Here is a 23,490-nt window from a genome sequence, read left to right as displayed (position 1 = left end):
CTTGGGGAGAGTTGACCGTGGCGTGATCGCCGCTTGGCGGACTTCCGCCATACGCCACTGCGGACATACAGTGGCGAAACCTGGCAAGATCACCCCCTGTTCACCGGCCGGTCTAACCTCACGGAATGAACAAGGAGCTGAGGGTGGCGGCCTACGCCGTCTGCGTGCGCGACGAACAGATCCTGCTGGCCCGCTGGGTGGCACGGGACGGCGAGAAGCACTGGACGCTGCCCGGCGGCGGTATGGACCACGCCGAGGACCCCCTCGACACGGTCGTCCGCGAGGTCGACGAGGAGACCGGCTACGCCTGCGAGCCGGTCCGGCTCCTCGGCATCGACTCGATCACCCGGCACTACCCGCGCAGACTCGGCACCTTCGCGGACTTCCACGGGCTGCGCATCGTCTACGAGGGCCGGATCACCGGCGGCGAGCTGCGGCCCGAGACCGACGGCTCCACGGATCTCGCCGCCTGGCACCCGCTGGACGCGATCGACGACCTGGACCGGGTCGAACTGGTCGACGTGGGGCTGGCGTTGTGGCGCGAGCAGCCGCCGGTCGGACGGATCGGCCGCACCACGGGGTGAGGACAGGACCGCGCGGCCGTGAGTGATCCCTGTGCGGTGATGGGCGCTGCCTGTTGCGGCCTCGTTCACGCGCAGGTCACGCCCGGTGCCAACCATCAAGGAGAGGCGGGGAATCCAGCCCCGCCGTCCGATGCGTTCGCACCCGGGGAGACCGCGCCATGTCACGCATACGCTCCGCAGCCGCCGCACTCGACCGCCGTACCTTCCTCGTCGCCACCGGAGCGGTCGGCGTCTCGGCCGGTGCCGCCGCGGCCCTGGGCACCGGCAGCGGCGCCTCGGCCGCCCCCGCTCCGGCCGAGGCGCCGGCGCCCGCCGTACCCGCCGCCGCCCGCCGGGCCCCCGCCCCGGCCGCGCCCTCGGGGGCCGGCACCACCCTGCTCACCGCGGCGACGCCCCGCACCGGCCACCCGGGCAGCGGTTACCGGCGGCTGGGAGACGGCCCCGGCTGGGCCCGCGTCGTACGCCCGCAGCTCGCCGCTCCCCGGGCGGGCCGCGCCACCCGGCGTACCGTACTCAGCGCCTTCGTGCAGCTGACCGATCTGCATCTCACCGACGTCCAGCACCCGGTACGCGGCGAGTTCCTGCGCCCCGCCGACCCCGCCGCCTGGCGCCCCCAGGAAGCCCTCACCGTGCCCGGCGCGGTCTCTCTGATCGAACGCGTCAACGCCCTGCGCGGCGGCCCCGCCACCGGCGAGCCGCTGGCCTTCGTGATGACCACCGGGGACAACACGGACAACAACTCGCGGGCCGAACTCGACTGGTTCCTCAAGGTGATGAGCGGCGGGCGCATCACCCCCGACACCGGCGACCCGCACCGCTACGAAGGCGTACAGGCCTCGGGCCTCCGGCAGTTCTGGCACCCGGACGCCGCGCTGCGCGACATGGACAAGCAGCGCGGCTTCCCGCACATCGAGGGCTTCCTCGCGGCGGCCGTCCGGTCCGTCAACAGCCCCGGCCTGCGCATGCCCTGGTACTCGACCGTCGGCAACCACGACTCGCTCACCAGCGGCTCCATGGCACCCCGTGGCCGCTTCCTCGCCGACTTCGCGGTCGGCGGGCGGAAGCTGTACGAGATCCCGCAGGCGGAGGCGCGGGCGCAGCTCGCGGCCGACCAGAGGAACGGCGACTACGACGGCAGCCACTTCGCCGCCCTGATGCGCCGCCACGCCAAGAACCTGCGCCCCGTCACCCCGGACGAGACCCGCGCTCCCTTCACACCGCGCGAGTACCTGACCGCGCACCTCGACCCGGCGCACGCGGGGGCGGGCCCGGTGGGGCACGGCTACACGCGGGCCGACCTCGACAGCGGCACCCTCTACTACACGTTCCGCATCGCCGACGGCGTCCTGGGCGTCAGCCTGGACACCACCGGGCGCGGCGGCCACTTCACCGGCACTCTGGGCACCACCCAACTGCGCTGGCTGGAGCGGACGCTGAAGGACCACGCCGACGACCACGTCATCGTCTTCAGCCACCACAACAGCTGGACCATCACCAACACCCACCCCGACCCCGCCCACCCCGGCGACGGCCACCACTCCGGCGAGGAGGTCGTGGCGCTGCTGAAGCGCCACCGCAACGCGCTCGCCTGGATCAACGGCCACAGCCACCGCAACAAGATCCAGCCGCACGGCTCCTTCTGGGAGATCACCACCGCGTCGCACATCGACTTCCCCCAGCTCGCCCGGGTCTTCGAGCTGGTGGACAACAAGGACGGCACGCTCTCCCTCTTCACCACCCTCGTCGAGTCCGCGGCGCCGCACCGCACCGACTTCACCGATCTCTCGCAGACCGGGCTGGCCGCGCTCTACCGCGAACTGTCGTCCAACGCGCCGGGCGCCCGCACGGACCTCTCGGGCGGCGCGGGCGACCGCAACACCGAACTGGTCCTGAAGAAGCGCTGACCGCCCACGCCGACGCGCCCCCGCCGACGCGCCCCCGCGGGCCGGCCCGACGGACCGGCCCGGCGGACCGGCTCAGCGCGGCAGTACCGTCACATACGCCGCGGGCGCCCGGTCCGCCGCGGCCATCAGCGCGGTACGCACCACCGTGGCCTGCTGCGCGGGCGCCTCCCGCAGCTTCTTCGGCGTGAGGTGCACGACGGTGATGCCCAGCCGCTCCAGATGCTCCCGCTTACGGGCGTACGCGGACCGCAGCACCTCCTCCTCGCTCTGCGGCTCGCCGCCCGGCGGCCGGGTGTCCAGTTCCAGCGCCACCGCCTCCTCCGGCCAGTACACGTCCACCCCGCCGAGCCCCGGCCCGCCGGGCAGCCGCAGCTCCACGTTCCACAGCGGGTCGGGCAGCCCGTGGTGGCGCACCATCGCGTACAGCCGGCCCTCGGCGATCGCCCGCCCCTCCGCCAGCAGCATGTCCACCGCCTGCGCCACCTGAGGCCGGGCGAGCAGCCGGGCCCGGATCAACTCGCCGACCACGAGCGCAGGTTCGCAGTGCCCGCCGCGTACCGCCTCGGTCAGCAGCGCGCGCACCACTTCCGGGTCCGCGAGCACGGCGACCGCGTCGGCCAGCGCCCGCTCCACCGGGGCCACCGGCACGCCCTCGATCTGCTGCGTCACGGGCAGCGCCTGCGCGCGGACGATGCGGGCGCAGCCCGTCGAGCGCAGCCTGCGGGTGCGGGGCACCAGCACGTCGATCGGGTCGACGGCGATGAGCGCGGGAGCGGCCGAGAACCGGTACAGGGCGAGCGCCGCGAGGCCGGTGACCATGGTGCTGCCGTACTCGGACCGGTCCGCCGAACCGTCCTGCGCCGTGTCCTTGCGCGGCTGGCAGGGGATCTTCCCGGCCCGCTCCACGGGCGGCCGTCCGGCGTACAGCAGCGCCGCGTGCAGCCGTTCCTCACTCGTCGGGGGCCCCGGGTGCAGCACGAAGACCCCGGGCAGCAACTGCTGCCAGGGGCCTCCGGGCCGGCACTGCGCACTCGTACGGGCCGGGCTCACCCCGTGGTCGCGCAGCTGCGCCATCGAGAGCACCCGGCGGCGGACGCCGGAGAGGTGACCGAGGGAGGCGGGGGAGAGCGGCGGCGTCGTCTCTCCGCAGAGAGGGGAATGGTGAGTCATGATCCGGGGATTCCCGCGTTCCCCCCGCCCTCAACCGCTGTTACACAATCGTCGGCAAAACCGGACAACACCGGCCTAAAGTACGGGCGTTCGAGTGCCGAGCGAGCCGTCGCCCGAATGGTCCAGGCGACGGCTCACGGATGGAGCAGACGGCAGTTCTTCAGACAGTCGGAACCGCAGCCGATGCCGCGTCGCACGCCTGGCCGCGCAGCGAACGCGCCAGGTCGTCCCGCGCCTCCAGCACCAGGCGCCGCAGCGCGGGCGCCGCGTCCCGGTGCCCGTCCAGCCAGGCGTCCGTCGCGTCCAGCGTCGACGGGTCGTCCCGCAGCGCCGGGAAGAGGCCCCTGACCACCAGCATCCCGATCTGGATCGAACGCGTCGCCCACACACGTTCGATCGCCTCGAAGTACTTCGACGCGTACGGCGCGATCAGTTCACGCTGCGAGGCCTGCCGGAACCCCGAAATCGTCGCCTCGACCAGCGCGTTGGACAGCGTGTCGGACTCGACGAGCGCCGCCCAGGCCGCCGCCTTCACCTCCGCGGAGGGACGCGAGGCCAGCGCGCGCACCTCGTGCCGCTTGCCGGACGCCGTGTCGTCGCGGGCCAGTTCCGCCGCGACGACCCGCTCGTCGGCGATGCCGTGCGAGGCGAGCGGCGCCAGGAGTTCCCAGCGCAGCTCCTGGTCGACGTCGAGTCCGTCGACCCTCGCCGTGCCGTCGAGCAGACCCTGGAGCAGCTGGAAGTCGGAGTCCGTGGCCGCCACGGCCGCGAAGAACCGCGCCCAGGCCAGCTGGTGCTGGCTGCCCGGCTCGGCCAGCCGCAGCTCCCGCAGCGCGCCCTCGGCGAGCAGCGGCCCGCCCTGCGCACGCCACTCGGGCGCCACGTAGTTCTGCAGCGCGCTCTGCGTCCAGGAGTGCAGCATCTGCAGGACCCCGATGTCCGTCTCGCGCCCCGCGAAACGCAGCACCAGACCGATGAAGTCCCGGGCCGGCATCAGCGCGTCGCGGGTCAGGTTCCACAGCGCCGACCAGCAGAGGGCGCGGGCGAGCGGGTCGGTGATGTCGCCGAGGTGGGCGCGGAGCGTGTCCAGCGACCCCTCGTCGAACCGGATCTTGCAGTACGTGAGGTCGTCGTCGTTGACCAGCACCAGATCGGGCCGCTCCACGCCGGTCAGCTCGGTCACGACCGTGCGCGGACCGTCGACGTCGGCCTCGGCGCGGGCGTAGCGCACCAGCTCACCGCCGTCGAGCCGGTACAGGCCCACCGCGACCCGGTGCGGGCGCAGTTCGGGGTGCGACTCGGCCGCGTCCTGGACGACGGCCAGCTCCGTGATGCGGTCACCCGCGTCGTACGTCACCGCGGGCGTCAGGGAGTTGACCCCGGCCGTCTGGAGCCAGGACCGCGACCAGGACGCCATGTCCCGGCCGCTGGTCTCCTCCAGCACGGACAGCAGGTCGCCGAGCCGGGTGTTCCCGTACGCGTTCCGCTTGAAGTACCGGCGGGCACCCTCCAGGAAGGCGTCCTGCCCGACATGGGCGACCAGCTGCTTGAGCACCGAGGCGCCCTTGGCGTAGGTGATCCCGTCGAAGTTGAGCTTGGCGTCCTCCAGGTCACGGATGTCGGCCGTGATCGGGTGGGTGGAGGGCAGCTGGTCGGCGCGGTACGCCCACGACTTGCGGTTGTTGGCGAAGGTGATCCAGCCGTCGGTGAACCGGGTGGCGTTCACCATCGAGAACGCGCCCATGAAGTCGGCGAAGGACTCCTTCAGCCACAGGTCGTCCCACCAGGCCATGGTGACCAGGTCGCCGAACCACATGTGTGCCATCTCGTGCAGGATGACGTTGGCCCGGCCCTCGTACGCAGCGCGGGTCACCTTGCCGCGGAAGATGTACTCCTCACGGAAGGTCACCAGACCCGGGTTCTCCATCGCGCCGAGGTTGTACTCGGGGACGAAGGCCTGGTCGTACTTCCCGAAGGGGTACGGGTAGTCGAAGTGGTCGTGGAAGAAGTCGAGCCCCTGCTTGGTGATCAGGAAGATGTCGTCGGCGTCGAAGTGCCTGGCCAGGCCCTTGCGGCACATGGCGCCGAGCGGGATCTCCAGCTCGGTGCCGTCCGTGAAGGTCCGGCGGTAGGTGTCCGTGACGTAGTGGTACGGGCCGGCGACGACCGCGGTGATGTACGTCGAGATCGGCTGGGTCTGCGCGAAGCTCCACACCCCGTCGGTGAGCTCGCCGGCCCCGTTGCTCCACACCGTCCAGCCCTCGGGCGCGGACACCTCGAACTCGTAGGGCGCCTTCAGGTCCGGCTGTTCGAAGTTGGCGAAGACCCGGCGGGCGTCGGCGGGCTCGTACTGCGTGTACAGATAGACCTCGCCGTCCTCCGGGTCGACGAAGCGGTGCATGCCCTCGCCGGTCCGGCTGTACGCACACTGCGCGTCGACGACCAGCACGTTCTCCGCGGCGAGCCCGTCCAGCGCGATCCGGACCCCGTCGAAGACGACGGCCGGGTCCAGCGGCTTCCCGTTCAGCGTCACCGCGGTCACCGACGGTGCGATCAGATCGGCGAACGTGTCCGCGCCGACCTGCGAGGACCGGAACCGGATCGTGGTCACCGAGCGGAACGTACGGGGCTCGCCGTCCGGGCTGTCCCCGATCGCCGAGCGCAGGTCGAGGGCGACCGCGTACCCGTCGACGGAGATCAGTTCGGCCCGCTGGCGGGCTTCGTCGCGGGACAGGTTCTCACCGGGCACGGGCACTCCTTCGTGTATACGTTCCGTGATTCGAATCCTCCCACGGGGCGCTCGGCGGTGGCATCCGGGAATGGCCGCGCGACTCGGGACGTTCCGGGACCAGAGATCCGCGCCTTTCGAGGAGAGACATGTCCGAGAAGACCCCCGTCGACTTCTGGTTCGATCCGCTGTGCCCCTGGGCATGGATGACCTCCCGCTGGGTCCTCGAGGTCGAGAAGCTCCGGGACATCGAGGTCCGCTGGCACGTGATGAGTCTCGCGGTCCTCAACGAGGACCGGCTCGACGACCTGCCGGACGAATACCGCGAACTGCTCGCCGTCAAGGCCTGGGCCCCGGTGCGTGTGGTGATCGCCGCTCAGCAGCTGCACGGTGACGAAGTGGTCGGCAAGCTCTACACCGCGCTCGGCACCCGCTTCCACAACGAGGATCAGGGGCCGACCCGCGAGGCCATCGCGGAGGCACTGGCCGAGGTGGGGCTGCCCGCGGACCTGCTCGACTACGCCGACCAGAGCCCGTTCGCCTACGAGGCCGAGCTGCGCGCCTCCCACAAGGAGGGCATCGACAAGGTCGGCCAGGACGTCGGCACCCCGGTCATCGCGGTCCCCGGCGCCGACGGCGAGCAGATCGCCTTCTTCGGACCGGTCGTCACCCCGGCGCCCAAGGGCGAGGAGGCGGCCAAGCTCTGGGACGGCACGCTGATGGTCGCCTCGATCCCCGGCTTCTACGAGATCAAGCGGACCCGCACCCAGGGCCCGGTCTTCGACTGACCCGGTTCCGCGCCGCACCCCTCACGCGAACAGCAGGCCCCCGCGAGTCACGTCCTCGCGGGGGCCTGCCGTTGTTTCCGCCTGCGGGTGAAGGTGAGAAGACGATCACGAGCAGGACGTATCTCCGTGGTGGCTACGGCGTCACGGCGCCAGCAGCAGCACGTCGCCCCGGGCCTTGGCCGCGGCGTAACGCTTCGCCACGTCCTGCCAGTTGACGACCTTCCACATCGCCTCGATGAAGTCCACCTTCTGGTTCTTGTACTGGAGATAGAAGGCGTGCTCCCAGGCGTCGAAGACCAGGACCGGCACCGAGCCCTGGCCGACATTGCCCTGGTGGTCGTAGACCTGCTCGACGACGAGCCGGCCGCTGAGCGGCTCGTAGGCGAGCACGCCCCAGCCCGACCCCTGAGTGGTCGCCGCCGCCTTGGTGAGCTGGGCCTTGAACTTGGCGAAGGAACCGAAGGACTCGGTGATCGCGTGGGCGAGGTCACCGACCCCGTCCGCCGCGAGGGGCTCGCCGCCACCGTCGCCGGTCATGTTGTGCCAGTAGATCGAGTGCAGGATGTGCCCGGAGAGATGGAACGCGAGGTTCTTCTCCAGCCCGTTCACCGCTCCCCACTGATCCTTGTCCCGCGCTTCGGCGAGCTGGTCGAGGGTGTCGTTCGCGCCCTTCACGTACGCCGCGTGGTGCTTGTCGTGGTGCAACTCGATGATCTGCGGGTTGATGACCGGTTCGAGCGCCGCGTAGTCGTACGGAAGTTCAGGAAGTGTGTACATGGCCATGCCGTCCAAGCCCTCCGACTGCTTATTGCAACCTCTATGCAAGTGCAGGCTAGCAGCAGGAGTGTCGGAAGTCCGGGCGGGCATGCCGAAGGGGGCATGTCGTCGACATGCCCCCTTCGGTCGTCCCGGTCGCCCCGGACGGCTACCCGCGCCGCGCCCTCAACTCCCGTACGCCCGCGACCGCGATCCCGGCGCCGGAACCCACGAAGAGCCCGGCGCCGATCACCCCGCCCAGGCCCAGCATGGTCAGGTGGCGCTGCTTCAGCCCGGGGGACAGGGGTTCCGCGGGAGGGGGTCAGACATGGGGGTTCAACGCTCGCGATGCTCTGGACGATTTGGTGGGACCCAACAGTCTCCCCATCCGGCTGCCCGATGCACAACGGAGGACTCTCCCGCTGGGCCTCCAGTGACAAGCATCACGCGGCAAGGCGGTTGAAGCGCCCTCCTTGTATGAAACCCACCAAACCCTCAACCTCCGCTTTGTCGGCCGCTGATGGTGATCGGCCGAAGGCCCCTGGGCTAACGTCACCCTGTCCCCACCTGCCCTCACCCGCGGAGTCCCGATGAGTACTGCTGCCGTCACCACCCGCCCCGGAGCGGTCCTCGCCGATCTGCTTCCGGCCACCCGTACCCGCGACATCGCGCTCGTGCTCGGCGGCGCCGCGCTCACCGGTATCGCCGCGCAGATCGCCGTGCCGATCCCCGGCTCCCCGGTCCCGGTCACCGGCCAGACCTTCGCCGCGCTGCTCGTGGGCGCCTCGCTCGGCGCGCGCCGCGGTTTCCTCTCCCTCGCGCTGTACGCCCTGGTGGGCATGGCCGGAATGCCGTGGTTCGCGAACGGCACCTCGGGCCCCGGCGGTGCCTCGTTCGGATACGTCCTGGGCATGCTGCTCGCCTCGTCCGTGGTCGGCGCGCTGGCCCGCCGCGGCGGCGACCGGTCCGTCCTGCGCACCGCGGGCACCATGGTGCTCGGCTCGGCGATCATCTACGCGGTCGGCGTCCCCTACCTGGCGCTGACCACCGGCCTGTCGGCCTCCGCGGCCATCGCCGCCGGGCTGGTCCCGTTCCTCATCGGTGACGCGCTGAAGGCGGCCCTCGCGATGGGCGCGCTGCCGAGCGCCTGGAAGCTCGCGGGCCGCCGCGGCTGAACCGCCTCCGTAGGTACGGGGAAGGGCCCGCATCCGGTGATCCACCGGATGCGGGCCCTTCCCGTGTGCGCCGGGCGGCCGGACTCAGGGGCTGACGTCCGCCGCGCTCGGCGCCTCGGTCTTCCGCCGCCGGTCCCGCACCAGCGCGACCACCATGACCAGCGCGCCGACCAGCACCGAGAGCAGCATCTGCTTGCGCCCCTCGGTGTCGTACAGCATGTAGCCGACCACGAAGAGGATCAGGCCGATCGTCGCCCAGGTCAGATACGGGTACAGCCACATCCGTACGGTCAGCAGCTCCGGGCTCTCCCGCTCGATCCTGCGGCGCATCTTCAACTGCGAGAAGCAGATGACCAGCCACACGAAGAGGGCCACCGCGCCCGAGGAGTTCAGCAGGAACTGGAAGACGGTGGCCTTGGCGATGTAGTTGAAGAACACCGCGACGAAGCCGAACGCGACGGACGCCCAGATGGCCACGGCGGGCACCCGGCCCTTGTTGACCGAGGCGAACGCCTTCGGCGCGTCACCGCGCTGGCCCAGCGAGAAGGCCATCCGGGAGGCCGTGTACAGACCGGAGTTGAGGCAGGAGAGCACCGCGGTCAGCACCACGACGTCCATGATCGTGCCCGCGCCGGGGATGTCCAGCGAGTCGAGCACCGCGACGTACGGGCTGGTCGAGACGGCCTTGGAGTCCCACGGCAGCAGCGTGACGATGACGAAGATCGAGCCGATGTAGAAGAGCGCGATCCGCCAGATCACGCTGTTGACCGCCTTGCGGACGGCCTGCACCGGGTTGGGCGACTCGGCGGCGGCCAGGGTCACGATCTCCGAGCCCATGAAGGAGAAGACGACCAGCAGCATCCCGGAGAGGATCGCGCCGGGCCCGTTCGGCAGGAATCCGCCGTGCCCGGTCAGATTGCTCATCCCGACCGCGTCACCGCCCGGCGGCAGACCGAAGACGGCGAGCAGGCCGATCACGATGAAGGCAATGATCGAGACGACCTTGATCCCGGCGAACCAGAATTCGAATTCACCGAAGGACCCGACCGAGACCAGGTTGGTGCCGGTCAGCACCAGCATCACCAGGAGCGCCCACGCCCACTGAGGTATCGCGGGGACCCACCCGGTCAGGATGGTCGCGGCGGCTGTCGCCTCGACCGCGAGGACCACCGCCCAGAAGAACCAGTAGAGCCAGCCGATGGTGAACCCCGCCCACCGGCCGAGCGCCCGGTCCGCGTACGTGGAGAACGACCCGGAGACCGGATCCGCCGCGGCCATCTCGCCCAGCATCCGCATCACCAGGACGACGAGCAGCCCGGTCAGCGCGTACGAGAGCAGAATGCCGGGGCCCGCGGCATTGATCCCGGCCCCCGAACCGACGAAGAGCCCCGCACCGATCACGCCGCCGATGGCGATCATCGAGAGATGGCGGTTCTTCAGGCCGGCCTGGAGCCCGTCCGGGGAGCCGCCGTCGGGCGATCTCTCAGCGACCCGCGAAGGAGGTGCAGCACTCATGCTCTCTGTCCTTAATTGTCGCGAACGGGTCACGCGATACGTGCCCCGACCAGGCGTCCCACCTACCCCACGTGCCACACTCGATGCATGCGCGTGCACCTCGGTTCCGATCATGCCGGTTACGAACTCAAGAACCACCTCGTCGAGTGGCTCACCGCCCAAGGCCATGAGGCCGTGGACTGCGGTCCCCACATCTACGACGCCGTGGACGACTACCCCCCGTTCTGCCTCCGGGCCGCCGAGCAGACGGCCGCGGACCCCGACAGCCTCGGCATCGTGATCGGCGGCTCCGGCAACGGGGAGCAGATCGCGGCCAACAAGGTCAAGGGCGTACGGGCGGTGCTGGCCTGGAGCGAGCAGACCGCCGCGCTCGGCCGTGAGCACAACGACGCCAACGTGATCTCCGTCGGCGGCCGGATGCACACGCAGGAGGAGGCGGTGAAGTTCATCGAGATCTTCCTCAACACCCCGTACTCCGGCGAGGAGCGCCACCAGCGCCGCATCGACATGCTCACCGCGTACGAGGCGACCGGCGAACTCCCGCCCGTTCCGGCCCACCACCCGAAGCCGCAGGACTGACCCTCCGTGCCCGAGGGCCACACGATCCACCGACTGGCCGCCGACCACTCCGAGAGGTTCGGCGGCCGGCCTGTGCGTGCGTCCAGCCCGCAGGGGAAGTTCTCCGGCAGCGCGGCGCTCGTCGACGGGCGGGTCATGGAGGCCACCGAGGCACACGGCAAGCACCTGTTCCTTGGCTTCGGCGCGAGCGGCTGGATCCATATCCACCTGGGCCTGATCGGCAAGCTGCGGTTCGGCGACACCCCGGCGCCGCCGCCCACCGAAACGGTCCGCCTCCGCCTCGTCAACGACGACGCGTACGCGGACCTGCGCGGCCCGGCCACCTGCGCCCTGATCACCGACGGCGAGAAGCAGGCGATTCACGACCGCCTGGGCCCCGACCCGCTCCGCCCCGAGGACTCCGCCGACCAGGCCTGGCCCCGGATCTCCCGCTCCCGTACGAGCGTGGCCGCCCTGCTCATGGACCAGAAGGTGATCGCGGGCGTCGGCAACGTCTACCGCGCCGAGGTCCTCTTCCGGCACGGCATCGACCCGTACCGGGCGGGCAAGGACCTGACCCGCGCCGAATGGGACGCGGTCTGGGCCGACCTCGTCGCCCTGATGCGCGAGGGCGTACGGAACAACCGCATCGACACCGTGCGCCCCGAGCACACCCCCGAGGAGATGGGCCGCGCGCCGCGGGTCGACGACCACGGCGGCGAGGTGTACGTCTACCGCCGGGCCGGCCTGCCCTGCCACCGGTGCGGCACCGAGATCCGCACCGCCCCGCTCGCCGCCCGCAACCTCTTCTGGTGCCCGGACTGCCAGCAGCGGTAGCCGGGCCCTCGCGTCAGAAGCCGTGCGGCAGCCACGGCGCGACGTCGGACCCGAAGGCGAGCGACGCCTCGGCCAGCGCACCGGGCCGCAGCTCCTGTACCAGCCCGGCACCCGCGAGCGCGGACAGCGCCGTCCCGCCGAGGTACGCGGCGCCCAACTCCTTGACGGACAGCGCGAGATCGGCCGCGTCGTCGGTCCGTACGCAGGACGCGCCCTTCGCGTCCCCGGTCAGCCGCCAATGCCCGCTGTTCCAGGGGCAGAAGACGTCCTCCACATCCAGCACCACGTCCACCGGCCGCTGATACGTACGGGCTTCGAGCGCGGCCCCGACGTCCACCAGCCGGACGTGCAGCGAGTCGCGCCGGGACAGTCCGCAACGCCTGACGTCGGAGACCAGCGACAGCCAGGGGTCGTCCACCGGCCGGTTCTGCACCCGCACGGTCGACGTCAGATCGACGTCGAAGAGGAAGCGCCACAGCGCCGCGTACGCCGCAGGATCCAGCGCCGCCATGTCCTTCAGCACGATCACGCCCTCGGGACCGGCCGCGTCCCACTCGGGCTTGTTGTGGAAGCGGACATAACCCACCACCTCGCCGTCCCGCTCGGCCACGACACACTGCAACCGCGAAGCACCCTCGCGCCCGGCGGGCGGGTCGAGGAGCGGCAACCGCTCCCAGCCCGGCAGCCGCGCGGGCATTCCGGGCCGCGAGCCGACCGACCGCAGATACACCGCCTCGCACTCCTCGGCGGCGTCCTCGGGCGGCGCGAACCGCAGCCGCACCGCGTCGGTGCCCCGCGGAACCGTGAGCTTCACCCGCGAGGTGTCGATCTCGGCCGTCAACTGCCAGGTGGCGGCGCCGTATCCGAACCGGCCGTAGATCTCGGGCTCCGAGGCGGTCAGCACGGCCAGCGGCTCACCCAGCGCCCGTACGTCGTCCAACTGCCGCCGCATCATGGAGGTCAGAATGCCGCGCCGCCGGTGCGTCGCCGCGACACTGACCATGGTCACGCCCGCCGCGGGTACGAACGCGCCCCCGGGAACCGAGAGCCGGAAGCTGAACGCCCCCGACGTCCCCACGCACCGGTCGCCGTCCCAGGCGCCGACGGACCGGTCGTACTCGGTGAGTTCCTCGAAGAGCCTGCGCTCCTCGGGAGATTCGTCGACCCCGCCGAAGGCGAGTTCCAACCCTGCATACCAGGTGCCCCAGTCTTCCCGGCGCAGTACCTTCAGCTCTGTACTCATGGGCCATGCCTACCAGCGCGGCCCACGTCGGGCGAGTCGATTTCGAACGCAATGTCATAGGGTCCCCCTGCACAGGACCCGCGTGGGTGGATAAGGTCCGGGCAATGGCCGGTGGCGTCGGAGAAGAATCAGTCACGGCCCGGATGCGGAAGTCCCTGCACCGGGCCCGCATCGGGCTGCGCAGATCAGGCGTCGACTACTTCAGGGGCGACGGCTCGGACTGGATCGCCCTGGCCGGGCTGATGCTGACCGTCCCGGCGCTCGCCTGCGGGACCGTCCTCACGCCCGTGTGGTGCTCCCCCTCGATCCTGGTCCTGCCCATCGTGGCCGGGGGACTGCTGCTGCGCCCCGCGAGCCTGCTCGCGCTGTACGCGGCGGCGGCTGCCGCCCTCATCGTCGAATCGGTCGCGCTCGGCCCGTACACCGACGGCACCGCCCAGGTCACCCCCGGCACGGTCCTCACGGTGGCCGCCTGCGGTCTCTTCGGCCTGCTCATCGCGCAGTTCCGCAGCCGGGTCGGGGTGCCGTGGCGGCGCGGCGGGACCATGCTCTTCGACCTGCGCGAACGCATCCGGGTGCAGAGCAAACTGCCCCGGCTGCCACAGGGCTGGCACCGCGAGATGGCGCTGCGCCCCGCAGGCGGCCAGTCCTTCTCGGGCGACTTCGTGGTGGCCGCACGCACCAGCGGCGGACGCACCCTGGAGGTCGTCCTCACGGACGTCTCGGGCAAGGGGATGGACGCGGGCTCCCGCGCCCTGCTGCTGTCGGGCGCGTTCGGCGGCCTGCTCGGCTCACTGCCGCCGCACGACTTCCTGCCGGCCGCCAACGGCTACCTCCTCCGCCAGGACTGGGACGAAGGATTCGCCACCTCGATCCACCTGGTCCTCGACCTGGACTCCGGCGACTACGAACTCCTCTCCGCGGGCCACCTCCCCGCGCTCCAGCTCCACGCGGGCAGTGGCCGCTGGGAGGAGAAGTCCGGCGAGGGCCCGCTGCTGGGTGTCTACGACGGCGCCGAGTTCGACCCGGCCAAGGGCTCGCTGGGCCCCGGTGACGTACTGATGCTCTTCACGGACGGCCTGGTCGAGGCCCCGGACCGGGACATCAGCGAGGGCATCGACCGGTTGTCGGGGGAGGCCGACCGGTATGTGCCGACCGGCTTCGAGGGCGCCGCGTGGCATCTGATCGAGGCGGTGGCGAAGGACGTGAACGACGACCGGGCGCTGCTGCTGATCTGCCGGGACGCGGATTCGGGGCCGATGCTCTGACGGTCGGGTCTTCTGAAGGCCTGGCCCGCTGCTCCGACGACCGGGTCTGCTGACGGCCGGATCTCCTGAGGGCCTGGTGGGGAGAACCCCACCCCGTATCCGCCAGCAGCCGCCATGGTTCCACCCACCCCGCTCTCCGTAGCGTCGAAGCCGTAGACATCGGGTGAAACGGAAGGCGGACAACATGGGGCTGCGACGCAGCAATCGGCAGGCCGGGCCGGACGACCCTCGTACAGCGGTCGTCCCGGGCACCGACTGGGCCGTGGAGCTGCGCGGCGTCCGCCGCAGGTACGGGCGCGGCAGCTCCGTCGTCCACGCCCTGCGCGGGATCGACCTCGCCCTCCCGCGTGCCGGTTTCACCGCGGTGATGGGCCCGTCAGGATCGGGCAAGTCGACGTTCCTCCAGTGCGCGGCGGGCCTCGACCGTCCCACCGAGGGCTCCGTACGGCTCGGCGGCACCGAGATCACCGGCATGAGCGAGAACAAGCTCACCGCCCTGCGCCGCTCCCGCATCGGCTTCGTCTTCCAGGCGTTCAACCTGCTGCCCTCGCTCACCGTCGAGCAGAACGTCCTGCTCCCGATGCGCCTCGCGGGTGTCCACCAGGACCGGGACCGGGCCGCCGGACTCCTCGCGAAGGTCGGCCTCGAAGGCAAGGGCAAGCGCCGCCCCGGCGAACTCTCCGGCGGTCAGCAGCAGCGCGTCGCCATCGCCCGCGCGCTCGTCACCGAGCCGGACGTCGTCTTCGCCGACGAGCCGACCGGCGCCCTGGACACCACCACGGCGGCCGAGGTGCTGAACCTGCTGCGTGGCGCGGTCGACACCCTCGGCGCGACGGTCGTGATGGTGACCCACGACCCGGCAGCCGCCGCCTACGCGGACAGCGTCCTCTTCCTGGCGGACGGCGAGATCGCCGACAGCCTGCCGCGCGCGTCCGCCACGCAGATCGCGGCGCGCATGAAGGCCCTGACCGCGCCGGTGTACGCGGGGGCCGCAGCGTGATGTCCCGCACCCCCAACGGTCTCGCCCGCGCGGCCATCCGCTTCCGCCCCTCCGGTTTCGCCGGCACCTTCATCGCGCTGATGGCAGCCGCGCTGATCGTCTCCGCCTGCGGAATCCTGCTGCAGACCGGAGTACTGGCCACCGTCCCGCCCGCACGGTACGCGGGCGCCCCCGTGGTCGCCGCCGCCGACCAGCAGTCGCACGTCAAGGCCACGCAGTCGCCGGTCCCGGACAGGGCACGGCTCGACAACGCCCTGGTACGGAAGGCCGCTTCGGTCCCCGGCGCCGCGAAGGCGATCCCCGACCTCACCTTTCCGGTCCACCGGACCGCAGCCGCAGCGGACCGCACGGCCGGCCCGCTGACCGCCCACGGCTGGGGCTCCACCGCCTTCACCGGCACCCGGCTGTCGGCGGGCGCCGCGCCCCGTACCGGCGAAGTGGTGATGGGGGCGGACGCCGCGGTCGGTGACCGGATCACGCTCGACACGGCAGCGGGGGAGCGGGAGTTCACCGTTTCCGGCCTCACCGACGCAGTCGGCACCGTCTGGTTCGGTGACGCGCAGGCGCAGTCGCTCTCCGGCCACCCCGGCCGGGTCGACGCCATCGTCGTCCTGCCCCGGCCCGGGACCACCACCGACGCCCTCGCCGACCAGGTCGGACACGCCCTGGGCACGCAGGCCCAGGTCCGTACCGGCACCGACCGGGGCGCCGTCGAGGACCCCACCCTGGCGTACGCCAAGGAGGCCCTCACCGGCATCGGCGGCTCCTTCGGCGGCATCGCCACCCTGGTGGCGATCTTCACCGCGGCCGGTACGGTCGCTCTCTCCGTAGGCCAGCGCCGTCGGGAGTTCGCCCTGCTGCGGGCGATCGGCGCGACCCCGCGCCAGCTCCGGCGCACCGTCGCCACCGAGGCCCTGCTGGTCGCGCCGGTCGCGGGTGCGCTGGGCTGCCTGCCCGGCATCGCCCTGGCGTCCTGGTGGTTCGGGCAGCTGAAGGAGAAGGGCGCAATTCCGCAGGCCGTCGAACTGACCGTGTCCTGGCTCCCGCTCACCGTCGCCACCGGCGCCGCCTGCGTCACCGCGCTGCTGGCGGGCTACTGCGCGGCGCGCCGTCCCTCGAAGATCAAGCCGGGGCTGGCGCTGGCCGAGTCCGCCGTGGAGCGGCTGCGCCCGGGACTGATCCGGACGCCGCTGGGCGTCGCGGCGCTCGTCGGAGGCTTCGTCCTCGCCGGGCTGGCCGCATCGGAGTCGGGGGAGAACGCGGCCAACACCGCACTCGGTGTGGTCATGCTCTTCATGCTGGCGGTGGCCCTGCTCGGCCCGCTGATCGCCCGGCTCTGCGCGGGGCTCATCGGCTTCCCGCTCCGCGCGGGCGGCGCCGCGGCCTCGCTGGCCGCGGCCAATTCCCGTACCCATGCCCGCAGGCTCTCCTCCGCCATCACCCCGATCGTCCTCGCGATGGCCTTCTCGTCGGTGCTGGTCTTCATGCACACCAGCGAGGACCGGGTGGCGGCCCACCAGCTGCGGGACGGCATCACCGCCGATCACGTCGTCTCGGCGCCCGCGGGCCTGCCGTCCGGCGCGGTGGACCGGGCGAAGTCGACCGCAGGCGTGTCCACGGCCGTCTCCGTGCTGCACACCTCCGTACTGGTACCGATCGGCTCGGGCGACGGCGCCTACCTGGAGAGCGCGTCGGCGCAGGGCGTCTCCGGCCGGGGCCACGACCTGGCCAGGGTCCAGGACCTCGGTGTGCGCGCCGGATCGCTGGACGCGCTGGGCCACGGCACGGTGGCGGTCGACGCCTCCCTCGCCGCCGCGGCCCACGTACGGACCGGCGACCGCCTGCACCTGCGCCTGCCGGACGGCACCCCGGCGGCCCCCCGGGTCGTCGCGGTGTACGGCCGGGGCATCGGCCTGCCGCAGCTGACGCTCCCGCAGGCGGAGTTGACCGCGCACGTCACCTCGCCGTTCGCGACGGAACTCCTCGTACGGTCGTCCACGCGGGCAGCGGCCGGGCTCGCGGGGCTGGGCCAGGTCACCACCAAGGACGGCTACGCCACGGCGCAGGGTCTCGACCGGCAGCTGAACGCCTGGGCCAACACCACCATGGCGGTGGTACTCGGCGGGTTCGCCGCGGTCGCCGCGGCCAACACCCTGGTGATGACGGTTCTCGACCGCCGCCGTGAACTCTCCGTGCTCCGGCTGATCGGCTCCACCCGCCGCCAGGTCATGGGCATGATCCGCTGGGAGGCCCTGCTGGTCGCGCTGGCCGGGATCGCGCTCGGCACCGCGATCGCGCTCGCGACGCTGATCCCGATGATGAAGGGCCTCACCGGAGAGGGCCCGTACATCCCACCGCTGCTGTACGGATCGTTCGCCGCGGGCGTGGTGGCCCTGGGCCTGACGTCGACACTGCTCCCGGCCAGGGCGGTCGTCCGCCGCTGAAGCGTGGTCCAGGAGGTCTGCCAACGGCACACGCCCCGCCCGACGGGTTTCCGTCGGACGGGGCGTGTGCCGTGCGCATGCTGGTTCGGCTCGCGGATCAGGCGGGGACCTTCTCGCGCTCACGGGCGGTCGCCACCGGGTCGGGCCGGAAGGCCCACTTCATCTCGGGCTCGGTCACGAAGCGCATCACCCGCCGTACCGGCGGAGTGCAGAAGAGCGTCACGGCCGCTGCCATGAACAGGGTCGAGAACACCTCGCCGAGCGGGCTCTTCAGCCAGCTGAAGTCGTCGATCCAGCCGGCGTACTCGATGGTCTTGATCAGCAGTCCGTGCAGCAGATAGCCGCAGAGCGTGCCCGCGCCCAGCGCGGTGAACCAGGTCCTGCCCCGCGGCACCAAGGCCAGGAAGCAGGCGGTCAGCACCAGCGAGCAGGCGGTGAGACCGAGAGCCATGACGACCCCTTCCCACCACGAGACGCCCAGCTCCTGGGCGCTGGTGCCCCGGTAGAACCAGTTGAGCGTCATCCGGGGCGCCGCCCAGTACGCGAACACCAGCGTGGCGAGCATGACCGGCACGGCCACCAGCCGCGCACCGCGGCGCTGCACCAGCTGGAAGTGTTCGGGCTTCAGCTTCAGGCCCAGGACGAAGAACGGCAGGAACTGCAGGACCCGCTGGAGATCCAGGTCGTCGCCGATGTTCGGCGTGATCGCCGCGAGCACCGCGATCACGAGTGAAATGGTCATCGGATAGCGCAGATTGCGCCAGATCGGTGTGGTCAGCCGCCAGATGAAGAGGGCGATCAGGAACCAGGTCAGGTAGTACGGGTCGAGCAGGCTGATCTCGTGCGAGGGGTCGTTGTTGCCCCACTTCTCGTAGAGCGAGTACGTGGTCTCGAAGACCACGTACGGCACGACGACGCCCGTCACCAGACGGCGCAGCCGGTCCGGCCGCATGTCGAAACTGCGGGAGAAATATCCCGAGATGACGATGAATGCGGGCATGTGGAAGGTGTAGACGAACATGTAGAGGGCCCTGGTGGTACGGCTGCCGTCCATCAGGGGTTCCCATGCGTGTGCCGTGGCCACGAGCACGATGGCCAGGAACTTCGCGTTGTCGAAGAGCGCGTCACGCTGCTTCTTGGCGCCCGGGGCGGCCGTCTGTGCGGGGGCTGTGCCGGGTCTCTGTGGCGACTGTGAAGAGGTGGGGGGTTCGAGTTCCGTCTCCCGCGCCAGGGGGAGTGGGGCCCGCTGATATCCGTGTGGAGCGTGAACCATTCGAGGAACCCTAGCGTCGCATGAGGGATTCCGTAAAACCCTCTCCGATGGGTGTGATATTCGCAGTACAGGTACCCCGGTAAATAATCTTTACGCGCCGATCTTATGTGCCCATATGGGTGTTCTGATCGCCTCAAACTGGTACATAGTGCCAGCTTTCTGTGCATGATTGCGGCCGGATTCCGCGTTATCAGAATCACCTGTGAATGAAATGTGTGGACAGTGGAACGATCTTTTCGAATTTGTTCGTGAGAGTGACGGGGCGCACAGTCCGGAAATTGCCCCCGGGGGCGCGGGCGGTGCCTGTGAGCCGGGCGCGGGCGCCGTCCGCGCGGGGTGCGCGGGATGGCGCGATCTGATCGGCGGCGTTTCGTCAGCAGGCAACAAGCACAGGCTGGTTGGTGGCACGATGGAGCTCGCGGAAGAGTGCTGGAGCGGCACCGTTCCCGGCCGGCAAGGCGGACCGACCAAAGGTGTGATCAGTTGTGGCCATTTCACTGTCAGTGGTGCTGCTGTTGGCGATCGTCCTTGTGGTGTTGATCCGCAGTGGATCCATCAAACCGGGACCAGCGGTCGTCGCCGCGCTCTTCGGCTTCTTCGTGGCATCGACGGGCATGGCCCCGTCGATCAACAGGTTCCTCAACTCGATAGCCGACACGATCAACCAGATCAAGTTCTAGGCAGGACGCTCCGGGACACGACAACGGCCCGGCCGGTGAGCGGACTCACCGGCCGGGCCGTTGTTCTGTGGAGCGGGCGACGGGAATCGAACCCGCGTAGCTAGTTTGGAAGACTAGGGCTCTACCATTGAGCTACGCCCGCAGGCGCCGCAGGCCGGAACGACCGCGGCGACGAGAAGCATCGTAGCGGGTCGGACCCGGTCGGTGCACACCGGTACCGCGCCGCCGCTCGCCACCGCTCCCGTGGCGCGTGAAAATGCGGCCACGGCGTCACGTGCGGCCATGTACCCTACGTCTCGCACCGACGGGGTGTGGCGCAGCTTGGTAGCGCGTCCGCTTTGGGAGCGGAAGGTCGTCGGTTCGAATCCGGCCACCCCGACCATCAGCAAGATCGCATTGTGGGTCTCCTCCTGCTTGCCGTTACTATGCAAGCTGTGTGCCCGCGTGTCTCTAACCGGGCAGAGATTCTGAAGTCAGCCCCCAAGGAGACCGAACCGTGAAGAGCGCCGTGGAGACCCTGAATCCGACTCGGGTTCGGCTCAGCATCGAGGTGCCCTTCGAGGAGCTCAAGGACAGCCTCGACGCGGCGTACAAGAAGATCAACGAGCAGGTCACGGTGAAGGGCTTCCGTAAGGGCAAGATCCCGAACCGTGTCATCGACCAGCGCTTCGGCCGCGGCGCCGTCCTGGAGGAGGCCGTCAACGACGCCCTCCCGAAGTACTACACCGAGGCCGTCAACGAGGGTGAGCTGAATGTCCTCGGCCAGCCCGAGGTCGACATCACCGAGCTCAAGGACGGCGAGCTGCTCGCCTTCACCGCCGAGGTCGACGTCCGGCCCGAGATCGAGATCCCGGACTACTCCGGCATCGAGGTCGAGGTCGACGCGGTCGAGGTCAGCGACGAGGACGTCGACAAGGCCGTCGAGGAGCTGCGTGGCCGCTTCGCGTCCACCAACCCCGTCGAGCGCGCCGCCGCCGACGGTGACGTCGTCACGATCGACCTGGAGGCCAAGGTCGACGGTGAGGTCCTGGAGGACGGCGTGGCCGAGGGTGTTTCGTACACCATCGGTTCCGGTGAGCTGCTCGACGGTATCGACGAGGCCGTGATCGGTCTGGAGGCGGGTGGCGAGGCCACCTTCACCTCCGAGCTCAAGGGCGGCTCCGCCGAGGGCAAGCCGGCCGAGGTCACCGTCAAGGTCACCGCGGTCGCCGCTCGTGAACTTCCCGGCCTGGACGACGACTTCGCGCAGCTGGCGAGCGAGTTCGACACGCTGGACGAGCTCAAGGCCGACAGCCGCAAGCGCCTCGAGAACACCAAGCAGTACGACCAGGCCACCCAGGCCCAGGAGCGCGTCCTCGACGAGCTGCTGAAGCTGGCGGAGGTCCCGATCCCCGAGAAGCTCCTCGAGGACGAGATCAACACCCGCAAGCACAACCTGGAGCACCACCAGCTCGGCCAGATGGGCCTCGACCTCGCCAAGTACCTGGAGATCCAGGGCAAGACCGAGGAAGAGTTCACCGCTGAGACCAAGGAGCAGGCGGAGAAGGGCATCAAGACCCAGTTCATCCTCGACGAGCTGGTCAACAAGGAGAAGCTGAACGTCAACCAGGAGGAGCTCACCGAGCACCTCATGCGGCGTGCCGCTTCCTCCGGCATGAGCCCCGACCAGTTCGCCCAGGCGGTCGTCGAGGGTGGCCAGGTCCCGATGCTGGTCGGCGAGGTCGCCCGCGGCAAGGCGCTCGCGGTGGTCGTCGAGGCCGCCAAGGTCAAGGACACCAACGGTGAGATCGTCGACCTGAGCGACGACGACGACGAAGAGGCCGAGGCCGCCGCCGAGACCGTCGAGGCCGTCACCGACGGCGCGTCGGACGAGGCTGCCGACGAGGCCAAGACGGAGTCCTGAGCCGCTGTTCGATGCCGGCCGGGGGTTGATCTGACCCCCGGCCGAATCCCATCTCGATCGAAGGGTCCGGGCGTACTGCACGTCCGGACCCTTCGTCGTACGCACGCACATGGCCCGTACCTTGCGCTCCGAGCGAACAGTTCGGGAAGCGGGATGGCGTTGTCCTACCTGCGCGTTAGGGTCCATGAAGAGGAGAGCACGGGAGTAGCCAACCCCCCGGACTCCTGCTGGTACAAGACGCTGAGACGGCCGGAGCCGTCAGAGACGAGCAGGTGGATACGTGACGAATCTGATGCCCTACGCCGCCGGCGAGCCCAACATCGGTGGCGGCCTCGGCGACCAGGTCTACAACCGACTGCTCGGAGAGCGGATCATCTTCCTCGGCCAGCAGGTCGACGACGAGATCGCGAACAAGATCACCGCGCAGCTGCTGCTCCTTGCCGCTGACCCGGACAAGGACATCTTCCTCTACATCAACAGCCCCGGCGGCTCGGTGACGGCGGGCATGGCGGTCTACGACACCATGCAGTACATCCCGAACGACGTGGTCACCATCGGTATGGGCCTCGCTGCCTCGATGGGCCAGTTCCTGCTGACCGGCGGCACCGCGGGCAAGCGCTTCGCGCTCCCGAACACCGACATCCTGATGCACCAGGGCTCGGCCGGCCTCGGCGGCACCGCCTCGGACATCAAGATCCAGGCCGAGCAGCTGCTGCGCACGAAGAAGCGCATGGCGGAGATCACCGCCCTGCACTCCGGCCAGACCGTCGATGCGATCATCCGCGACGGTGACCGCGACCGCTGGTACACGGCGGAGGAGGCCAAGGACTACGGCCTCATCGACGAGATCATCTCCTCTGCCTCGGGCGTTCCGGGCGGCGGCGGCACCGGCGCCTGAAGCTCCGCGTCCCTGCCTCCGAACCCGGCCGACCACTGAACGCCACCAGGATGGTGAACACCGACATGAACGACCTCTCTGCTTCCGCCAGCGGCCTCTACACCGGCCCGCAGGTCGACAACCGCTACATCGTTCCGCGCTTCGTCGAGCGCACCTCGCAGGGCGTGCGTGAGTACGACCCGTACGCGAAGCTCTTCGAGGAGCGCGTGATCTTCCTCGGCGTGCAGATCGACGACGCGTCCGCCAACGACGTCATGGCACAGCTGCTGTGCCTGGAGTCGATGGACCCGGACCGGGACATCTCGATCTACATCAACAGCCCCGGTGGCTCGTTCACCGCGCTGACGGCGATCTACGACACGATGCAGTTCGTGAAGCCGGACATCCAGACGGTCTGCATGGGCCAGGCGGCCTCCGCCGCCGCGGTCCTGCTCGCTGCGGGCACCCCCGGCAAGCGCATGGCACTGCCCAACGCCCGTGTGCTGATCCACCAGCCGTCCTCGCAGACCGGCCGTGAGCAGCTCTCCGACCTGGAGATCGCGGCCCGCGAAATCCTGCGCATGCGCAGCCAGTTGGAGGAGATGCTGGCCAAGCACTCCACCACGCCGCTGGAGAAGATCCGCGACGACATCGAGCGCGACAAGATCCTCACGGCCGAGGACGCCCTCGCGTACGGGCTGGTCGACCAGATCGTTTCGACCCGTAAGAGCACCGCAGGGATGCTGGCCAACTGACGGGCGTTTGATTTAACTGCCTCCCCCTGGCA

19 protein-coding genes and 2 tRNA genes are annotated in these 23,490 nt (G+C 70.2%); 14 read left to right on the top strand and 7 right to left on the bottom strand.

Features of this window, described 5'->3' with window-relative positions; translation table 11 throughout:
* Positions 1-125: 125 nt before the first annotated feature.
* Complete coding sequence (locus NBY69_RS04725) at positions 126-584, top strand: NUDIX hydrolase (RefSeq protein WP_250298451.1); 459 nt, start codon at positions 126-128, stop codon at positions 582-584.
* Between the two features lie 158 nt (positions 585-742).
* Positions 743-2,488, top strand: a complete 1,746-nt coding sequence (locus NBY69_RS04720) for a TIGR03767 family metallophosphoesterase (protein WP_250298450.1) — start codon at positions 743-745, stop codon at positions 2,486-2,488.
* 72 nt (positions 2,489-2,560) lie between these two features.
* On the opposite strand, the gene NBY69_RS04715 is transcribed toward NBY69_RS04720, so the two are convergent.
* On the bottom strand, positions 2,561-3,658 hold the full coding sequence (locus NBY69_RS04715; protein ID WP_250298449.1) for a hypothetical protein: 1,098 nt from the start codon (positions 3,656-3,658) through the stop codon (positions 2,561-2,563).
* A 160-nt stretch (positions 3,659-3,818) separates the two neighbouring features.
* Complete coding sequence (gene pepN / locus NBY69_RS04710) at positions 3,819-6,407, bottom strand: aminopeptidase N (protein WP_250298448.1); 2,589 nt, start codon at positions 6,405-6,407, stop codon at positions 3,819-3,821.
* 128 nt (positions 6,408-6,535) lie between these two features.
* Here pepN and NBY69_RS04705 point away from each other — a divergent pair, with 128 nt between their 5' ends.
* Positions 6,536-7,174 carry a DsbA family protein gene (locus tag NBY69_RS04705; RefSeq protein ID WP_250298447.1) on the top strand — a complete coding sequence of 213 codons (639 nt, stop codon included), beginning with the start codon at positions 6,536-6,538 and terminating at the stop codon, positions 7,172-7,174.
* A gap of 141 nt (positions 7,175-7,315) precedes the next feature.
* Here NBY69_RS04705 and NBY69_RS04700 read toward each other — a convergent pair whose 3' ends face one another.
* Complete coding sequence (locus NBY69_RS04700) at positions 7,316-7,957, bottom strand: superoxide dismutase (protein WP_250298446.1); 642 nt, start codon at positions 7,955-7,957, stop codon at positions 7,316-7,318.
* Between the two features lie 563 nt (positions 7,958-8,520).
* Here NBY69_RS04700 and NBY69_RS04695 point away from each other — a divergent pair.
* Complete coding sequence (locus tag NBY69_RS04695) at positions 8,521-9,105, top strand: biotin transporter BioY (RefSeq protein ID WP_250298445.1); 585 nt, start codon at positions 8,521-8,523, stop codon at positions 9,103-9,105.
* Positions 9,106-9,189: 84 nt separating this feature from the next.
* Here NBY69_RS04695 and NBY69_RS04690 read toward each other — a convergent pair whose 3' ends face one another.
* Positions 9,190-10,620, bottom strand: a complete 1,431-nt coding sequence (locus tag NBY69_RS04690) for an amino acid permease (RefSeq protein ID WP_250298444.1) — start codon at positions 10,618-10,620, stop codon at positions 9,190-9,192.
* Positions 10,621-10,707: 87 nt separating this feature from the next.
* On the opposite strand from NBY69_RS04690, the gene NBY69_RS04685 reads away from it, so the two are divergent.
* Positions 10,708-11,199 (top strand): ribose-5-phosphate isomerase, encoded by a 492-nt coding sequence (locus tag NBY69_RS04685; RefSeq protein ID WP_250298443.1) that lies wholly within the window; start codon positions 10,708-10,710, stop codon positions 11,197-11,199.
* 6 nt (positions 11,200-11,205) lie between these two features.
* Positions 11,206-12,015 (top strand): Fpg/Nei family DNA glycosylase, encoded by an 810-nt coding sequence (locus NBY69_RS04680; RefSeq protein WP_250298442.1) that lies wholly within the window; start codon positions 11,206-11,208, stop codon positions 12,013-12,015.
* A 13-nt stretch (positions 12,016-12,028) separates the two neighbouring features.
* On the opposite strand, the gene NBY69_RS04675 is transcribed toward NBY69_RS04680, so the two are convergent.
* Positions 12,029-13,258 (bottom strand): GNAT family N-acetyltransferase, encoded by a 1,230-nt coding sequence (locus tag NBY69_RS04675; protein ID WP_250298441.1) that lies wholly within the window; start codon positions 13,256-13,258, stop codon positions 12,029-12,031.
* Positions 13,259-13,362: 104 nt separating this feature from the next.
* On the opposite strand from NBY69_RS04675, the gene NBY69_RS04670 reads away from it, so the two are divergent.
* From NBY69_RS04670 to NBY69_RS04660, 3 genes are all read left to right on the top strand, one after another.
* Positions 13,363-14,526, top strand: a complete 1,164-nt coding sequence (locus NBY69_RS04670; RefSeq protein WP_250298440.1) for a PP2C family protein-serine/threonine phosphatase — start codon at positions 13,363-13,365, stop codon at positions 14,524-14,526.
* Positions 14,527-14,710: 184 nt separating this feature from the next.
* Positions 14,711-15,526 carry an ABC transporter ATP-binding protein gene (locus tag NBY69_RS04665; protein ID WP_250298439.1) on the top strand — a complete coding sequence of 272 codons (816 nt, stop codon included), beginning with the start codon at positions 14,711-14,713 and terminating at the stop codon, positions 15,524-15,526.
* Positions 15,526-17,970, top strand: coding sequence for an FtsX-like permease family protein (locus NBY69_RS04660; RefSeq protein ID WP_250298438.1), 2,445 nt, complete (start codon positions 15,526-15,528; stop codon positions 17,968-17,970). The genes NBY69_RS04665 and NBY69_RS04660 overlap by 1 nt, the downstream gene beginning before the upstream one ends.
* A 97-nt stretch (positions 17,971-18,067) precedes the next feature.
* Here the strand turns inward: NBY69_RS04660 and NBY69_RS04655 are convergent, their stop codons facing one another.
* Positions 18,068-19,243 carry an acyltransferase family protein gene (locus NBY69_RS04655; protein ID WP_250298437.1) on the bottom strand — a complete coding sequence of 392 codons (1,176 nt, stop codon included), beginning with the start codon at positions 19,241-19,243 and terminating at the stop codon, positions 18,068-18,070.
* Positions 19,244-19,728: 485 nt separating this feature from the next.
* Here NBY69_RS04655 and NBY69_RS04650 point away from each other — a divergent pair, with 485 nt between their 5' ends.
* Positions 19,729-19,923 carry a hypothetical protein gene (locus tag NBY69_RS04650; RefSeq protein ID WP_250298436.1) on the top strand — a complete coding sequence of 65 codons (195 nt, stop codon included), beginning with the start codon at positions 19,729-19,731 and terminating at the stop codon, positions 19,921-19,923.
* A gap of 68 nt (positions 19,924-19,991) precedes the next feature.
* Here the strand turns inward: NBY69_RS04650 and NBY69_RS04645 are convergent.
* A tRNA-Gly gene (locus tag NBY69_RS04645) sits at positions 19,992-20,065 on the bottom strand.
* A 163-nt stretch (positions 20,066-20,228) separates the two neighbouring features.
* On the opposite strand from NBY69_RS04645, the gene NBY69_RS04640 reads away from it, so the two are divergent.
* The 4 genes from NBY69_RS04640 (at position 20,229) to NBY69_RS04625 (ending at position 23,458) form a co-directional block, all read left to right on the top strand.
* Positions 20,229-20,305: transfer RNA gene (locus NBY69_RS04640), tRNA-Pro, on the top strand.
* 114 nt (positions 20,306-20,419) lie between these two features.
* Positions 20,420-21,826: a trigger factor gene (gene tig / locus NBY69_RS04635; protein ID WP_250298435.1), complete on the top strand. Its 1,407-nt coding sequence runs from the start codon at positions 20,420-20,422 to the stop codon at positions 21,824-21,826.
* Between the two features lie 292 nt (positions 21,827-22,118).
* Entirely contained in the window at positions 22,119-22,724 is a 606-nt protein-coding gene (locus NBY69_RS04630) for an ATP-dependent Clp protease proteolytic subunit (protein ID WP_250298549.1), read from the top strand.
* A gap of 50 nt (positions 22,725-22,774) precedes the next feature.
* The gene (locus NBY69_RS04625) at positions 22,775-23,458 is read left to right on the top strand and encodes an ATP-dependent Clp protease proteolytic subunit (protein ID WP_284347844.1); all 684 of its coding nucleotides are present in this window, start codon (positions 22,775-22,777) and stop codon (positions 23,456-23,458) included.
* The last annotated feature ends 32 nt before the right edge of the window (positions 23,459-23,490 follow it).

The organism is Streptomyces sp. A 4/2 (assembly GCF_940670765.1).
Taxonomy (GTDB): domain Bacteria; phylum Actinomycetota; class Actinomycetes; order Streptomycetales; family Streptomycetaceae; genus Streptomyces.
This window is presented reverse-complemented; position numbering and strand designations above follow the sequence as displayed.

Excerpts from the sequence above, each read along its gene's own strand:
- NBY69_RS04725 (WP_250298451.1), top strand. The coding sequence starts at position 126 with ATGAACAAGGAGCTGAGGGTGGCGGCCTACGCCGTCTGCGTGCGCGAC.
- NBY69_RS04720 (WP_250298450.1), top strand. The coding sequence starts at position 743 with ATGTCACGCATACGCTCCGCAGCCGCCGCACTCGACCGCCGTACCTTC.
- NBY69_RS04715 (WP_250298449.1), bottom strand. The coding sequence starts at position 3,658 with ATGACTCACCATTCCCCTCTCTGCGGAGAGACGACGCCGCCGCTCTCC.
- NBY69_RS04705 (WP_250298447.1), top strand. The coding sequence starts at position 6,536 with ATGTCCGAGAAGACCCCCGTCGACTTCTGGTTCGATCCGCTGTGCCCC.
- NBY69_RS04700 (WP_250298446.1), bottom strand. The coding sequence starts at position 7,957 with ATGGCCATGTACACACTTCCTGAACTTCCGTACGACTACGCGGCGCTC.
- NBY69_RS04695 (WP_250298445.1), top strand. The coding sequence starts at position 8,521 with ATGAGTACTGCTGCCGTCACCACCCGCCCCGGAGCGGTCCTCGCCGAT.
- NBY69_RS04690 (WP_250298444.1), bottom strand. The coding sequence starts at position 10,620 with ATGAGTGCTGCACCTCCTTCGCGGGTCGCTGAGAGATCGCCCGACGGC.
- NBY69_RS04685 (WP_250298443.1), top strand. The coding sequence starts at position 10,708 with ATGCGCGTGCACCTCGGTTCCGATCATGCCGGTTACGAACTCAAGAAC.
- NBY69_RS04675 (WP_250298441.1), bottom strand. The coding sequence starts at position 13,258 with ATGAGTACAGAGCTGAAGGTACTGCGCCGGGAAGACTGGGGCACCTGG.
- NBY69_RS04670 (WP_250298440.1), top strand. The coding sequence starts at position 13,363 with ATGGCCGGTGGCGTCGGAGAAGAATCAGTCACGGCCCGGATGCGGAAG.
- NBY69_RS04665 (WP_250298439.1), top strand. The coding sequence starts at position 14,711 with ATGGGGCTGCGACGCAGCAATCGGCAGGCCGGGCCGGACGACCCTCGT.
- NBY69_RS04660 (WP_250298438.1), top strand. The coding sequence starts at position 15,526 with ATGTCCCGCACCCCCAACGGTCTCGCCCGCGCGGCCATCCGCTTCCGC.
- NBY69_RS04655 (WP_250298437.1), bottom strand. The coding sequence starts at position 19,243 with ATGGTTCACGCTCCACACGGATATCAGCGGGCCCCACTCCCCCTGGCG.
- NBY69_RS04630 (WP_250298549.1), top strand. The coding sequence starts at position 22,119 with ATGCCCTACGCCGCCGGCGAGCCCAACATCGGTGGCGGCCTCGGCGAC.
- NBY69_RS04625 (WP_284347844.1), top strand. The coding sequence starts at position 22,775 with ATGGTGAACACCGACATGAACGACCTCTCTGCTTCCGCCAGCGGCCTC.